At 62.8% G+C, this 14,449-nt stretch carries 12 protein-coding genes; all 12 read right to left on the minus strand.

What is annotated here, in order from left to right; genetic code table 11:
* Nucleotides 1-1,406, minus strand: a 1,406-nt coding sequence (locus KVQ74_RS21535; RefSeq protein WP_225930124.1) for an APC family permease, incomplete at its 3' end; no start/stop codon positions are given.
* Nucleotides 1,407-1,447: 41 nt separating this feature from the next.
* Nucleotides 1,448-3,835 carry a TonB-dependent receptor plug domain-containing protein gene (locus tag KVQ74_RS21540; protein WP_217833300.1) on the minus strand — a complete coding sequence of 796 codons (2,388 nt, stop codon included), beginning with the start codon at nt 3,833-3,835 and terminating at the stop codon, nt 1,448-1,450.
* 394 nt (nt 3,836-4,229) lie between these two features.
* A complete protein-coding gene (locus KVQ74_RS21545) occupies nt 4,230-4,895 on the minus strand; it encodes a sulfite oxidase-like oxidoreductase (protein WP_217833302.1) in 666 nt (221 codons plus the stop codon).
* 100 nt (nt 4,896-4,995) lie between these two features.
* A complete protein-coding gene (locus KVQ74_RS21550; RefSeq protein ID WP_217833303.1) occupies nt 4,996-6,051 on the minus strand; it encodes a substrate-binding domain-containing protein in 1,056 nt (351 codons plus the stop codon).
* A 25-nt stretch (nt 6,052-6,076) separates the two neighbouring features.
* The gene (locus KVQ74_RS21555) at nt 6,077-7,102 is read right to left on the minus strand and encodes an ABC transporter permease (protein WP_217833306.1); all 1,026 of its coding nucleotides are present in this window, start codon (nt 7,100-7,102) and stop codon (nt 6,077-6,079) included.
* A complete protein-coding gene (locus KVQ74_RS21560; protein ID WP_217833308.1) occupies nt 7,095-8,651 on the minus strand; it encodes a sugar ABC transporter ATP-binding protein in 1,557 nt (518 codons plus the stop codon). The genes KVQ74_RS21555 and KVQ74_RS21560 overlap by 8 nt, the downstream gene beginning before the upstream one ends.
* 8 nt (nt 8,652-8,659) lie before the next feature.
* Entirely contained in the window at nt 8,660-9,331 is a 672-nt protein-coding gene (locus tag KVQ74_RS21565) for a methionine ABC transporter permease (RefSeq protein ID WP_217833310.1), read from the minus strand.
* Nucleotides 9,328-10,128, minus strand: a complete 801-nt coding sequence (locus KVQ74_RS21570) for a methionine ABC transporter ATP-binding protein (protein ID WP_217833312.1) — start codon at nt 10,126-10,128, stop codon at nt 9,328-9,330. The genes KVQ74_RS21565 and KVQ74_RS21570 overlap by 4 nt, the downstream gene beginning before the upstream one ends.
* Entirely contained in the window at nt 10,125-10,934 is an 810-nt protein-coding gene (locus tag KVQ74_RS21575) for a MetQ/NlpA family ABC transporter substrate-binding protein (RefSeq protein WP_217833314.1), read from the minus strand. Before KVQ74_RS21575 ends, KVQ74_RS21570 begins: the two co-directional genes overlap by 4 nt.
* A 26-nt stretch (nt 10,935-10,960) precedes the next feature.
* On the minus strand, nt 10,961-12,013 hold the full coding sequence (locus KVQ74_RS21580; protein ID WP_217833316.1) for an isopenicillin N synthase family dioxygenase: 1,053 nt from the start codon (nt 12,011-12,013) through the stop codon (nt 10,961-10,963).
* A 250-nt stretch (nt 12,014-12,263) separates the two neighbouring features.
* Nucleotides 12,264-13,535, minus strand: coding sequence for a PI-PLC domain-containing protein (locus tag KVQ74_RS21585; protein WP_217833319.1), 1,272 nt, complete (start codon nt 13,533-13,535; stop codon nt 12,264-12,266).
* 135 nt (nt 13,536-13,670) lie between these two features.
* On the minus strand, nt 13,671-14,432 hold the full coding sequence (locus KVQ74_RS21590; protein ID WP_217833321.1) for a 1,6-dihydroxycyclohexa-2,4-diene-1-carboxylate dehydrogenase: 762 nt from the start codon (nt 14,430-14,432) through the stop codon (nt 13,671-13,673).
* Between the last annotated feature and the right edge of the window lie 17 nt (nt 14,433-14,449).

A 14,449-nucleotide genomic window follows, 5' to 3' on the forward strand; every position in this document is an offset into this window, starting at 1 on the left:
TTGAATCCATAATCGAGTCGGTCGGCCCCCTCCCCACTTGGGCGGTCCGACGTTTCGGGAGGGCTGGGCTGAGAGACTTGCGTCAGACGCCCCAAACCCGCCAGCAACACCGCCCCAACGCAACACCGACAAATCCCCAGAAACGCCCCATACCCGACCACTGTCACGCTGGAATACAGCATGTACAGGCACAACCCGAAAAACAGCAGCGGCAGCCACGGGTAGAACGGCACCCTGACCGGCCGAGGCACCTGCGCAAAACGTCGGCGCAGGATGATCAGCGCCAGGCTGCTCAAGCTCAGAAACAACCAGTACACCGGCGTCAAGTACTCGACCATGGTGTTGAACCCGCTCTGAGTGAAGCTGCCGAACAGCACCAGCAACAGCGCCACCGCGCCTTCGGCCAGCAAGGCCTTGCGCGGTACGCCGTGGCGTTCGTCCCATTCGCCGAAGCGCCGCAACTGCGGCACATCCCGAGCGGCGGCGTAGGTGGTACGGGCGCCGACCAGCAAGGTCGAGTTGATGGTCGCGATGGCGGCAATGCCGACCATCAACAGAATCAGCATGACGCCCGGTGCGCCAAACGCGCGATTGAGCAACTCCACCGCCGGCGCATTGCTCGCCGCCAGGCCTGCGAAACCCAACCCGCGAACGAACGCCCAATTCAGGGCCAGATAGATCGCCATCAACACCGTCAGGGCGCCGAGCATGGCGATGAAGATCCCGCGGCGGCCATCGCGGATTTCCGCCGACAGAGTCGCCGCGTCACTCCAGCCGCCGAAGGCCAGGAACACGAAAATCATCGCCGCCGAAAACCCGGCCATACCGGTGTTCTCGGGCGTCGGCGGATTGACCGGTACGGGCGCCTCAATCCCCTGCCAGGCCAGCCACACACCGGCGCTAGCGATGCTCAAAAAGCCGAGGGCAAGCAGTCCCACCAGCAAGGTCTGGGTAATGAAACCTATGTGCTTCCCGGTGAGATTGAGCAGCACCAGCGCCACGATCACCGCACCGGCAAACAGCCCCGAGCCATGCTCGCCCAGCGGCACGACCGCGTTGAAGTAATCGGCAAACATGAACGCCGACAAAGCAATCCATCCGGTGTGCATCACCGAGAAGCGCGACCAGGCAAAAAGGAAACCCATGCGCTCGCCATAGGCCGTGCGCAAAAAGTGATAGTCACCGCCCGGATGGGGAAACGCGGTGGCCATTTCGGCAAAACACAAGGCCCCGGCCATCGACGCCAATCCGCCGAGGACCCAGACCCCGTAGAAATATTCCGGCCCGACGTTCAGTGCCACGGTCGGCGCGGTTTTGAGGATATCGGTAGTGATCACCATGCCCAGCGTGATCAGCAACGCTTGCAGCACCGGTAAATGGCGCTTGGGGCCGTTGGCTTGGGTCATAGGATTTTTCGCAGGTGATCCGCCATCCATGGCGGCAGGGTTCAGAAGCCGTAAGTGGCGGTGGCGTAGTAGTAAGCGCCGTTGGTGCCGATCGGCGACAGCACGTCATACGGCAGGTTGCCGCCGTAGTTGATGGCAGAACCGGAGCGTTCCGGGTAGTTGTCGGTCAGGTTGTTGCCGCCCAGGGCGATGCTGAATTTCGGGGTGAATTTGTAGGTCACCTCGGCGTCCAGTTGCCAGACCGCGCCGTAGGTCTGCTCCGGTTGCGAGTCGCCGAAATCGAACACCCGGGTAGTCTCGCCCTGGCGGGTCAGACGGCCGAGCAGGCCCCAATGCTCGCTGGCCCAGTTGGCGGAGAACACGAAGCGATCCTTGGGCGCGGCGTCGGTCAGGGTGTTGCGCTCCTCGACGCCCACCAGCGCGTCATTGCCAATCCCCAGCGCCGTCAATTGCGACGGTGTGCCCTTGGTCTTGGTGACTTTGGTGTGGTTGTAGGTGTACGCCGTGGTCAGGCCCAATTGTCCTTCGTACAACGGCTGGTGATAGTTGAGCACCAGTTCGGCGCCATCGGTACGAGTGTCGGCGGCGTTGGTGAAGAAGTTGACGTCATGGACGCCCGGCACGCCGAAATTGTTGTTGATGTAGTTCTCCATAGCGTCGCTGCCGATGCGCTGGGACAGGGTGATGCGGTCCTTGACGTCGATGCGGAACACATCGAAGGACGCGTCGAAACGGTCGCTCAGTTGCGCGGTCAGGCCGAGGCTGAAATTTTTCGACGTTTCCGGATCGAGCTTTTCCGCGCCGAGGGCACGGGCAATCGGGTCGTTGACCGACAGCACGCGAATGTCGGTGAGGGTGCCACCCGTACCGAAGTTGCTGGTGGTGTTCTGGAAGCCGCTCTGGGCCAGCGATGGCGCGCGGAAGTTGTTCGACACCGCGCCGCGCACCGCCCACTGTTCGTTCAACTTGTAGCGACCGCTGAGTTTGCCGGTGAGTTTGCTGCCGGCGTCGTCGTAATGTTCCCAGCGCGTGGCGGCATCGACGAACAGGCGATCAGTGAGATCGCCGGACAACTCGGCGTAGCTGCCGAATACGTTGCGATCCAGATCCGACTCTTCGCTGGGGCGCAGACCGTTGGCGCCATCAGCGCCGGAACCTATATAGGAAGCCTCGTCACCGGCGAAGGTCAGGTAGTTTTCGTAGCGGTATTCGCCGCCCACGGCGAGCACGAACGAGCGACCGCCCAGGCGCAGTTCGCGGCTGAAATCGAGGTTGGTGGTGGTCTGGCGCAACTCATAATCGCCGGTGTCGAAACGGGTCGGCGAATCCGCACCGAGGCTGACGTTGAGGGTACGCCGGGTCGCCGATTCGAAGCGGTTGCGCCCGTGGGTGATGCTGCTGTCGAAATCCCAGTCATCGCCGATCAGGCCTTTGAAACCGGCGGTGGCGGAGATGTCGGTGTTGTCGCCCAGCGACTGCGGCAGGTAGCCGTTGGGATAGAACTGCGGCTGCTCGGACGGGTAACGGTAGAACTCGGCGCCGGTGGTGTGGCGCTCGTTGTAGGTGCCGAAGCTGTAGGCCTTGCCGCCGGCCAGCGGCAGTTCACCGTTGAACCAGGCGTTGACATCCCGGGCGATGCCGTCGCCCATCACGTAGTTGCGCTGGCCGGGGGTGTCGGCGAACCCATCGAAACCGGCGCGGTTGGTCGGGTCGCGGTCCTTGTACTCGGTGCCGCCGCGAATGAAGCCGCCCTCCTCGCCAAGCCGTGTGCCGATCTTCGCGGTGGTCACGCTGTTCTGGCCGTCGGTGGTGGTTCGGCCGATGGCGTCCTGATGGGTGTGGTAGGCGCCATAACTGGTGGACACTTCACCGCCCTCGGGGGCGTCGTCGAGGATGATGTTGATGACCCCGGCAATCGCGTCGGAACCGTATTGCGCGCCAGCGCCGTCACGCAGCACTTCGATGCGCTTGATTGCGCTGATCGGGATCGAGTTGAAGTCCACCGGTGCCGTGCCGCGACCGATTTTCGACGAGTCGTTGACCACCGCCGAGGTGTGCCGGCGCTTGCCGTTGACCAGCACCAATACCTGATCCGGGCTCATGCCGCGCAATTGCGCGGCGCGCACATGGTCGGCGCCGCCGGAGTTGGACTGACGCGGAAAGCTGAATGACGGCAACAGCGTCTGTAGCGCCTGGCCGAGCTCGCCGCCACTGGCGCCGGCGGTCTTGAGGTCTTCGGCGGTCAGTACGTCCACCGGCACCGGGGAATCCAGCACCGTACGGGCGGTGCCCCGGGTGCCGGTGACCAGCACGGTGCCCAGCCGTGTGTCATCGTCGACGCGTGCGGAGGTTTCTTCGGCGTGCGCGGGAAGTTGCCAGGTTGCACTGACAACCGCGATCGCCAGTAATGAACGGGAACGGTGATACATGAGACAGCTCCTTTTATCGCAGCTGATACCCGGCCGCCGCCGACGATAAAAGTCGGCAGTCAATGCGCGGCAATGTCTGCTGTAGTTTTGATTTTCAAGAAAGGCAGCGAAGGCTGGTAAAGCGATTGGAACTGCAAAAGCAGTTGAGTAGACGACCCCCAAAGTTAGTACAGACTCCCCTGAAACCCATGCTAGATGACCAGCCTGCCGGTGCAAAAGAACCATTAACACTTAGGTTATGCCCGACGAATGGAGTGTTGCCAGAGCAACAGCGCTGTTTATCCAACAACATCAAAGTGCAACTAACCAATAAGTAAGCAGGCACAAAAACACGCTCCAGGCATTTAACCTGGAGTTACCAATCACTTGGGTTACTTATAGAAACCGGAAAGGCTTAGTCGAAGTCCTTTTCCCGCCAGGCATCTTCTGCAATGTCCAGTGCGTCGCCACTGAAGCGCTGTTCGGTAAACGGATCGGCGTGCAAGTGAAAGCCGTTGCGTTCCCAGAAACCCGCTTGTTCCTCGGCGACGAATTCCAGACCGCGCAGCCACTTGGCGCTCTTCCAGAAGTACCGCCCCGCCACCACCAGCCGCAACGGCCAACCGTGCTGCGCGGTCAGCGGCTGGCCGTCGTAGTGGGTGGCGAGCAGGCTGTCGGGGTGCAGCAGGTCTTCGAGTCGCAGGTTGGTCTGGTAGTCGTGATCGGCGTGAGCCATGACGAAAGCCGTGGGCGGCTGGATGTCCAGCGCCTGCAACAGATCCTGCACATGCACCCCGCTCCAGCGGGTATCGAACTTCGACCAGCGCGTGACGCAATGGATGTCGCAGGTAAGTTGGCGTTGCGGCAGCGCTTGCAGGTCGGCGTAACTTAGCTCGACCGGGTTGTCGATCAAGCCGAACAGCCGCAGCGACCATGTTGCCAGGTCATAGTCCGGCACGGCGCCTTCATGGAGGATCGGGAAGCGCTCGGTCAGCACCTGCCCCGGCGGCAGGCGCTCACCGAACAGCGGATCGGCTTTCGGCGAACGGCTTTTGCGCAGGCGCGCGGCTTTGTTGTGCATGGTTGCTCCTGAATCCACCACGGAAAATCACCCTGAACCCTGCGGGAGTGGGCTTGCCCGCTCCCACACTGGAATGTGCTCTTCAAAAAGGAGCCGAGATTCAATTCGCCAACGGAATCCACTCCGCCCGCGCCACATTGGCGGTGTCGCCGAACGCTGGGAGTTTCTGGCCGAGGTCGCGGACGTTTTTCACGTCCAGATCGAGCAACTGCTGGCGGGTAATCAGGGTGGGTGGCACCAGCACCTTGTGCCCCGGATTCTCACCGGCGATCAACATCGCCAGACTGCGCACGCTGATCGCTCCGGCCACTTGCGGATTGACCGCCGCCGTGGCTGCCCAGGCGCTGTCGGGCTCTTTCATGATCTGGATGTCGGCGGTGGAAATATCGGCGCTGTAGATCTTCACCTTGCGCGCCAGACCGGCTTCGTCGACGGCGATTTTCGCGCCCTTCGCGAACTCGTCGAACGGCGCGAAGATCACGCTGATGCCCGGATTGGCGCGCAGCACGGCGCTGGCCTGATCGGCCACCGAGTTGGCAATCGGCGGGTTGAGCGTGCCGAACCGTGCCTTCTCGACGATCCCCGGATTGCTCGCCTTGACCTGACTCCAGATCTCGTCGCGACGCTCCATCGGCGTGAAACCGCTGATGTACACGTAGCCGGCGTCGAAGCGCGTGCCGTTGTCCTTGAGCGCCTGATCCAGCGCCAGACGCGCCAGTGCATGGTGATCCTGCTCGACCTGGGTCACTTGCGGGCTGTTCAGGTCGACGTCGAACGCAACGACCTTGATGCCCTTGGCGATGGCCCGGTCGATCGGCCCCTTGAGGGTTTCCGCCAGGCCCAACTGGACGATGATCCCGTCGACGCCGAGGTCGACCGCCTGATCGATCATCTCGCCCTGGCTCGCCGCCTGCTGCCGGGCATCGAACACCCGCAGGCTGGCGCCGAGCGCTTCGGTCTGTTTCTCCACGCCACGCAAGTAGGCTTCGGGGAAGTCCCCGGAAAACAGATAACCGACCAGGGCGATCTGCACCTGGCCCTTGTCGAACGGCGCCGGGGCACCGGGAAGTGCCTTGGCCTGGGCGCTCAGCGCCAGCGCCGAGAGCAAGGCACCGGCTAGGCAATGGCGTGCGAACTGCTTGATTGAACCGTGCATACAGCTTTCCTTGGACGAAAACGGCTCAGCGCGCCCGATGCGCGAGGCCGAAGGTGAACATCAGGGCCAGCACCAGCACCAGTCCCTTGACGAAATCCTGCGCGTAATAAGGCGCGTTGAGCATGGTCAGGCCGTTGAGCAACGCGGCCACCAGCAAGGCGCCGACCAGCGTGCCGAAGGCGTTGGGCTTCTTCGCGCCAAGCACGGCAAAGCCAATCAGCGCGGCGCCGAGCGCGTCCAGCACCAGGCCGTTGCCCGAGCTGACGTCGCCGCGCCCCAAGCGTGCCGCCAGCAGCAACCCGCCGAGCGAGGCCAGCAGCGCCGACAAGACGTAGGCGAGCAACTTGAACCGCTGCACCGGCGCACCCGCCAGACGCGCGGCCTGCTCGTTGCCGCCAATGGCGTAGAACAACCGGCCGACCCGCGTGCGTTCGAGAAACAGCCACACCGCCACCGCCACCACAGCAGTGATCAGCACCGGAATCGGCACGATGTCCCACAATCGTCCCCGCCCGAGCGCGAGAAACAACGTGCTGAATGAGCCTTCAGTTTCGTCGCCGTTGGGCAGGGTCATGCCCACCGCAATCGAGCGTCCGCCGGTTGGAATCAGTTGCACGCCAATCACCAGAAACATGCTGCCCAGCGTCGCCAGAATGTCCGGCACGCGCATCTTCACGATCAGCCAGCCATTGAGCAGCCCGACCAACGCGCCACCCGCAAGGCTGATCAGCACCGCCGGCACCGCGCCCCAGCCGAGCACCACCATCACGTAACTGGCGATCATCAGGCTCATGGCCGCCACCGCGCCGATCGACAGGTCCAGCCCGCCCACCGCCATGGTCAGCGTCACGCCGAGGGCCAGCAGCGCGACAATCGACACCGACTGCAAGATGCTGAACAGGTTGCCGACGCGCAGGAACGCCGGCTCCGCGACACTGAAAAACACCACGATCAACGCCAGCACCCACAGCAACCCATAACGGATCAGCGCCTGCACGGCGCGCTCCGAGGTGGCGGGTACGGGCGACAACAGCGAACTCGAATCAGGCACTCGCTCTACTCCTTGGCGTGGCATGCAGGGGAATGGGATCGGCATCGGTGCCCGCCAATGCGGCCACCAGCGTCGCGCGGTCGAGGCCGGCGCGCGGGTACTCGGCGACGACCGCGTGATCGCGCACCAGCAGGATGCGGTCGGCAATTTCCAGGGCTTCGTCGACGTCGGCACAGATCACCAGCGTGGCGCGGCCGTCGGCACTGTCTCGCAGCAGTTGGCCGATCTCGCGGCGGGCACGCACGTCGACACCCTGGAACGGCTCGTCGAGCACCAACACCCGCCCTGCCCCGAGCAGCCAGCGCCCGAGCACGACCTTCTGCTGATTGCCGCCGGACAGCGCGGACATCGGTACATCGATGCCGACAGTCTTGATACCCAGCGCCGCGACCTGCGCCTCGACCGCCGCCGCTTCGGCGCGATTGCGGATAAAACCGCCCCGGGTGAAGCGTTCGAGAAATGGCAGGGTCAGAGTGCGGCGCAGGGAAAAGTCAGGCACCAGGGATTGGCTGGCGCGATCTTCGGCGGCGAAGAACACGCCGCTGCGAATCGCCTCCCGGGGCGAGCCTGGCAACCAGTCGGCGCCGTCCAGTTGCACGCTGAACGCCAGGGCTTTGCGCAGGCCGAACAGCACCTCGGCGATCTCGCTTTTGCCGGCGCCGAGCAGGCCGGTCAGCACCACGACTTCGCCTTCGTGCAGGCTCAAGTCGAACGGCCGGGTGCGCGGCAAGACTTTCACCCCACGCAGTTCCAGCACCTTGCGCCCCGCCGCTCGCGGCGTGTAGACGTGGTCTTGCAGTGCCTGCCCCAACATCGCTTGCACCGCCTGGGGCAATTGCCGCGCGGTGAACTCGCCGGCCAGTTGTCCGTCGCGCAGGACGATGGCGCGGTCGGCCACCCGTTGCAGATCGGACAAGCGATGGGAAATGTACAGAATCGCCACGCCCCGGCTGCGCAAGGTGTCGATCAAACCGAACAGACGCTGGGCCTCGGCATCCGACAAGGCTGCCGTGGGTTCATCGAGAATCAGCAAACGCGGCTGCAAGGCAAACGCCCGCGCCAGCACCACCAATTGCCGTTCGGCCTGACCAAGCTGTTCGATCGGCGCCTCCAGCGGCAGCACCAGCCCGAGGCCGGCGGCGATCTTCGCGGCGCGTTCCAGCAGCCGTTTGCGATTGAGCCAGAAGTCCGCATCGGGGCGGCACAACTCATCGAGCAGCAGGTTTTCCGCCACGCTCAAACCCGGCGCGATACCCTCGTTGATCTGCTGATGAACCGCGACGATCCCGACCCGACGCGCCGACAGCGGCGAGCCGAAATGCCGGGGTTGACCATCGACCGCAATCTCGCCGCCATCGGCGCTCTGGCTGCCGGCGAGAATCTTCACCAGCGTCGATTTACCCGCCCCGTTGGCGCCGAGCAGCGCCACCACTTCGGCGGGATAAATCGTCAGGCTGACGCGCTCCAGCGCCCGGTTGGAGCCAAAGGTCTTGCTCAGTTCACGTACCCGAATCAGCGGCTCGACGGCCACGGCGACAGGTGTACTCATAAAACTCCTTAACGTCGGTGAGCCAGCGAACGCACCAGCCGATCGCCCAGGCTTTGCACGCCCTGAACGAGGATGACCAGCACCACCACGGTGGCGACCATCACTTCATTGTTGAACCGCTGATAGCCATAACGGATCGCCAGATCCCCCAGCCCGCCACCGCCGATGACCCCGGCCATGGAAGAAAACCCGATCAGCATCACCAGCGTCAGGGTGATTCCCGCCAGCAACGCCGGCAGTGCTTCGGGCAACAGCACTTTGAAAATCACATGGCGCAGGTCACCGCCCATGGCGAGGATCGCTTCGATCCGGCCCTTCTCGACTTCGTCGAGCGCGTTCTCGACGATCCGCGCGAAGAACGGAAACGCGCCAATGGTGATCGGCACCACGGCGGCGGTGCTGCCCAGGGTGGTGCCGACCACCAGCCGGGTCAGCGGAATCAGGGCAATCAGCATCACCACGAACGGCAGCGAACGGCCCAGATTGACCAGCGCTCCCAGCGCCGCGTTGAACCGGGGCAGCGGGTACAGCCCCTCGCGACGACTGACAAACAGCAACACGCCCAGAGGCAAGCCGATCAGCAGCGTGAACAGCCCCGCCAGCAACACCATGTACAGGGTCTCGCCCGTGGCGTTGAGCAGCAGTTGCAGGATTTCATCCCAATTGATCGTGCGGTTCATGAGTGAGCCGCCCGTACACCGTATTGCTTGAGGAAACTCAGGCCCGGCGCATCGTGCCCCAGCGGCAATCCGCAACTGGGTCGCAGCGCAGCGCCGAGTGACGAATCGGGATCCGCCAGCAGTCGGGCGACCGGCCCGGCTTCGACCAAGCGGCCCTGAGCAAGGGATGCGGCGTGATCGCAAATCGAGCGGACGACGTCCAGCTCATGGGTAATCAGTACGATGGTCAGGCCCAGTTGCCGGTTGATGTCGCGCAACAGGTCGAGAATCGACGCGGTGGTTTCCGGATCGAGGGCGCTGGTGGCTTCGTCCGACAACAGATACGCCGGACGCGCCGCCAAGGCCCGGGCGATGCCCACCCGTTGTTTCTGGCCACCGGACAACTGCGAGGGAAACGCCTCGGCCTTGTCGCTCAGGCCCACCAGTTCCAGCAACTCCCGAACCCGCGCCTGACGCAGGGGTTTCGCCACATTGGCGATCTCCAGCGGCACGGCGACGTTGTCGAAGACGTTGCGCGAGTGCAGCAGGTTGAAGCCCTGGAAGATCATGCCGATGCGCTGACGTTGCCGGCGCAACTCGCTGTCGGACAGGGTTGTCAGGTCCTGGCCGTCCAGCACGATGCGCCCGGAATCCGGGCGTTCGAGCAGATTGAGGCAACGCAGCAGCGTCGACTTGCCCGCGCCGCTGCGCCCGATGATCCCGAACACCGCGCCGTCGGGAATGTTCAGGGACACCCCGTCCAGCGCTGGAGCCGACGCCGTGGGATAGGTCTTGCGCAACTGCTCGACGAGGATCATGGCTTGGCATCCGCCACCGGGATCACCGAGCCCTTGAAGTTCTCGCTGATGTACTTGGCGACTTGCGGCGACGTCAGGTCCTTGGCCAGTTGCTGAATGCGTGGATCGCTCTCCAGTTTTGGCGTGGTCACCAGGATGTTGGCGTAGGGATTGTGCTCGGCCTTCTCCAGCCCCAGCGCGTCTTTGGCCGGCACCAGACCGGCCTCCAGCGCGTAATTTCCGTTGATCACCGCCAGATCGACGTCATCCAGCGCCCGAGGCAGTTGCGGCGATTCGATTTCGAGGATTTTCAGCTGTTTCGGGTTTTCGGCGATGTCCTTGGGTGTTGCCTGATCGGCGGCCGGGTCATTGAAACCGGGCTTGAGTCTGATCAGGCCGTTGTCCTGCAACAGGTACAGCGCGCGGCTCAGGTTGGTCACGTTATTGGGTACGGCGACCGTGCCTTTCTCCGGCACCTGGGCGAAGGTTTTGTGGCGGTGCGAGTAAATCCCCAGCGGCTCGATATGCACCGTGGCCGCCACCGCAAGTTGCTCGCCGAGGGCCTTCTCCTGGGATTTCAGGTACGGCAGGTGCTGGAAGTAGTTGGCGTCCACATCGCCATGCACCAGCAGTTCGTTGGAGTTCACGCCGTTGGGAATCTCGATGACCTTGAGGTTCAGTTGCGGGTCGATTTTCTGGATGTACGCCAGAATCTGCGCGTGGGGCACAGGGTCGGCGGCCACGCGCAGCGGCTCCAGTGCGAGGGCGTTGAAAGCGCTCAGCAGCCCGCCGAGCACGGCCAGGGTCAATCCGGTTTGTTTCAGCATGGTGAAGCTCCTTGATCGAGTGGCACTCAGGCGTTGACGGCTTTGGGCAGTGGGGTTTGTGGAGCCAGGGCGTCGGCGTAGAAACGCCGGGCGACATCGGGGTGCGAGCGCAAACGGCCCTTGAGGTAGTTCTGGCCGACATCGCGAAACAACGGATTGAGCGGATCGCTGGCCGGCCCGCGCGCCTCGCGCAGCAACGCGGTCGGCAACGGGTACAGCGGCACCACGGCGTCCAGTTGCGCGCCGAGGAAGAACGCGATGGACAAGCGCTCGCGGCCCTGCACCGGCGACAACACCCGATGCACCGTGGCGCGCAGATAGCCGTTGGTTGCCAGCTCCAGCAACTCGCCGATGTTCACCACCAGGGTGTTGTCCCGAGGCAGTGCATCGATCCAGCGGCCCTCCTCGACCTCGACTTGCAGACCGGCCTGCTGGTCTTGCAAGAGGAAGCTCAGAAACCCCGAATCCTTGTGCGCGCCGACGCCTTGATGGCTGTCTGCGGCGGACTGCCCCGGATAGCGCATCAGCTTGATGTGTTCGTTGGGTTTGTCGCCGTACAAGCGGTCGAACGCGTCAGCGGGCAACGACAACGCTTCCGCGAACGCACGCAGCAGACGCAGGGACATGCGGGTCATGGCTTGCTGCCAATCGAGCAGCAGTGGCTTGAGTTGCGGCAATGTCTGCGGCCATTGATTCGGCCCTTGCAGGCGCGCCCACAACGGACTGTCCGGCCGCAACGGCAAGACCTCACGCTCGGCCCCCAGATCGAACTGTTCGCGCTGATCGGGTTTGCCGCGCGTGATCTCGGACGCCGCACGGTTGTAACCGCGAAAATGCGGCGAGTTGATCATGCCGACAGCGGCTTTCTCGCTGTCAGGCAGGGCAAAGAATTGACGGGCCTGGTCTTGCACCTGGCGCAGCAGCCCGGCATCGATGCCATGGCCCGTCAGGTAGAAAAATCCGACGTCCCGCGCGGCATGGCGCAAGTCTTCGAGAAAGCCCTGGCGCTGCTGCGCCGAGCCGTCGAGCAAGGAAAGGTCCAGGGTCGGTAATGCGGTGATATCCAGGGTATGCGGCATGATTCACTCCCGTGTGAATCAAACCTGAAGAGCCCGTGATCGATTCAGCGTGTGCCGTCATGGCAATCGGAAGGTCTATCGGTTTGATGCTTTGATTCGTCTTGGAACCAAAACTAAACGATATTAAAAACTCCGAACAAATACCTTTTTTGCATTAGCTTAGGTCGGGAATGCGACAGGCAAAACCTCCCGCAAGACCGGTTGCACAACGAAAAACGCTCGCGGTCGGCGAGCGTTTTTTTGCATCCGGCTAATTCAAGCCGATGGCAACCCCACATAACCAGGGGTCGATAAAGTCGAGGTAGACGATATTGGGTCGATGACCCTCCTGCACAGCCCTGCTTGCCAGTTTTCCAGGCAGCCACGGGTTAGCCATGCCGGCCAGCACTTCGATGTCTAACACCGCACCACCACCGGTCAGCGTCCATGACAGCAGGAACAGATAGCTGTGGCCCCGGCCACCGTACTTGCCAAGCTTGTCCATCTGATCATGGGCCATGGATTCGTACACGCCCACGTTCGAGTAATGATCGTAGACCGTCAGATTCGTGCCGTTGATGGAGGACGGATGCTCCTCTGTATCGAAATAGGGCCAGATGCCTTGCTCCTGATCCCAGTACGCCTCGAACTCATCGGCAAATACCGCGACGACCGTGCCCTTCATGTCGCTCAGCGGCGTTTGCGCGAGATTGGTCGCACCACCGGCAGGCTTCGGGATTTGCAGTCGTCCGCCCAGTTTTTTCACTTCGGTGATGATACTGCTGACCGTATTTTTGTAGGTGTGGGAAAACTTCAGGATGACCGCTTCATCCTTGCCTGCATCGCTGTTGAGGAACGTTTGCACATCCTCAAGGATGCTGCTCAGACTGGCGCCATAGGCACCGTAGCCCGTGGTGCCGTGATAAGTCGACAACTCGTCGCCACGCCAGCACACCCGAATATCGAAGTAGCGAGAGCCTGCCTGTAGTTGACCGAGGGTGGACAGACTTTGGGTCTTGGCCCACTCGCCGCCGCCACCCAAGGGATAATCGTGAGTCTCGTACATACCGGCGTCATGACTGCCCGGCAGGGTAATATCGCTGAGCAGGATACCCGGCTTGCGCTGTTGCAGATCACCCATCCAGGTGGAATGGTCGGGCACCGCGCTCGAACGAATGTAAACGCCGTTGGTGCCATGACTGGTGGACCCCACATCGCCGCCGGAACTGCGCCAGACCTCCAGGCCCTGGGCCGTGCCGGTATGCGCGAGTGTCCCGACATGCTTGTTTATCGCGTTTTGCTGATTGTCCGAAAAGCTCAGAGTCGTACCGTCGGAGAACGTCAGCTCGACGCTGTACAAGGCGGGTTCCGAAGCGCTGAGCAGTTCGACATAACCACCGATCGACGAATTCTGCGCAAGCCCGCCACGAATAAAAACGGAAGGGTCGTTACCCTTTTCAAAACCGCTGACGGCACTGACTTTCATGTCGGTGATGTTGTGTCCACTCACATTCACAAGACACAGCGTTGTTCTCTGGCTCATGGCCTTCTTCCCTGTCGACTGATTAATGAGCCAGAGCAGCGCCGCCTCCTGGCTGATGTCACCTATGGCGCATGACGATCAAGCTACTACGCTAGCAGAGGCTGGAAAAAATGCAGGGCCTTGCCGCCACACTGATCAGCCGAGATCCCCTCCCCCTACCGGCAACGTCACACCCGTGATGTACGAGCCATCGTCCGAGGCCAGAAACAGAATCGCGCCGACCTGCTCGTCGAGGGTGCCGTAGCGTTTCATCAGACTGCTGTCGAGGGTCTGCGCAACGATTTCCTGATACCAGGCTTTCTCCTGCGCGGACTGCTCGGCACCGTTGCGCGGGATGCGCCGCGCCGGTGCTTCGGTGCCGCCCGGTGCGGTGGCGTTGACGCGAATGCCGCGCTCGGCGTTTTCAAAGGCCAGGCAGGCGGTCAGTGCATTGATGCCGCCTTTGGCCGCGCCGTAGGGCACGCGGTTCAGGCTGCGGGTCGCAATCGACGACACGTTGACGATGGCGCCCCGGCCCTGCTTGAGCATGTACGGCAATGCCGCGTGGCAGCACCACAGGGTCGGGAACAGTGAGCGGCGCACTTCGGCCTCGATCTGCTCGACTTCATAGTGCTCGAACGGCTTGGCCCAGATCGTGCCGCCGACGTTGTTGACCAGCACATCGAGCCGGCCGAAGGCATCGATGGCCGCCGCCATGGCACGCGCGCAATCGGCGTATTGCTCAAGGTCAGCGGTCAGGGTCAGGACGCCCTCGCCTTGCAGTTCGTGAACCAGTCCGGAACGGTCGACGGCAACGACTTGCGCACCCTCGGCCAGCAGCCGCTCGCACACCCGACGGCCAATGCCCTGTGCCGCGCCGGTGACCAGCGCGACCTGCTTGGAAAATCTGTTGTTCATGACAACCTCGGAAGAAA

Source organism: Pseudomonas botevensis, from assembly GCF_019145475.1.
Taxonomy (GTDB): domain Bacteria; phylum Pseudomonadota; class Gammaproteobacteria; order Pseudomonadales; family Pseudomonadaceae; genus Aquipseudomonas; species Aquipseudomonas botevensis.

Coding starts and splice junctions, on each gene's coding strand:
- KVQ74_RS21540 (WP_217833300.1), bottom strand. CDS start 3,835: ATGTATCACCGTTCCCGTTCATTACTGGCGATCGCGGTTGTCAGTGCA.
- KVQ74_RS21545 (WP_217833302.1), bottom strand. CDS start 4,895: ATGCACAACAAAGCCGCGCGCCTGCGCAAAAGCCGTTCGCCGAAAGCC.
- KVQ74_RS21550 (WP_217833303.1), bottom strand. CDS start 6,051: ATGCACGGTTCAATCAAGCAGTTCGCACGCCATTGCCTAGCCGGTGCC.
- KVQ74_RS21560 (WP_217833308.1), bottom strand. CDS start 8,651: ATGAGTACACCTGTCGCCGTGGCCGTCGAGCCGCTGATTCGGGTACGT.
- KVQ74_RS21565 (WP_217833310.1), bottom strand. CDS start 9,331: ATGAACCGCACGATCAATTGGGATGAAATCCTGCAACTGCTGCTCAAC.
- KVQ74_RS21570 (WP_217833312.1), bottom strand. CDS start 10,128: ATGATCCTCGTCGAGCAGTTGCGCAAGACCTATCCCACGGCGTCGGCT.
- KVQ74_RS21575 (WP_217833314.1), bottom strand. CDS start 10,934: ATGCTGAAACAAACCGGATTGACCCTGGCCGTGCTCGGCGGGCTGCTG.
- KVQ74_RS21580 (WP_217833316.1), bottom strand. CDS start 12,013: ATGCCGCATACCCTGGATATCACCGCATTACCGACCCTGGACCTTTCC.
- KVQ74_RS21585 (WP_217833319.1), bottom strand. CDS start 13,535: ATGAGCCAGAGAACAACGCTGTGTCTTGTGAATGTGAGTGGACACAAC.
- KVQ74_RS21590 (WP_217833321.1), bottom strand. CDS start 14,432: ATGAACAACAGATTTTCCAAGCAGGTCGCGCTGGTCACCGGCGCGGCA.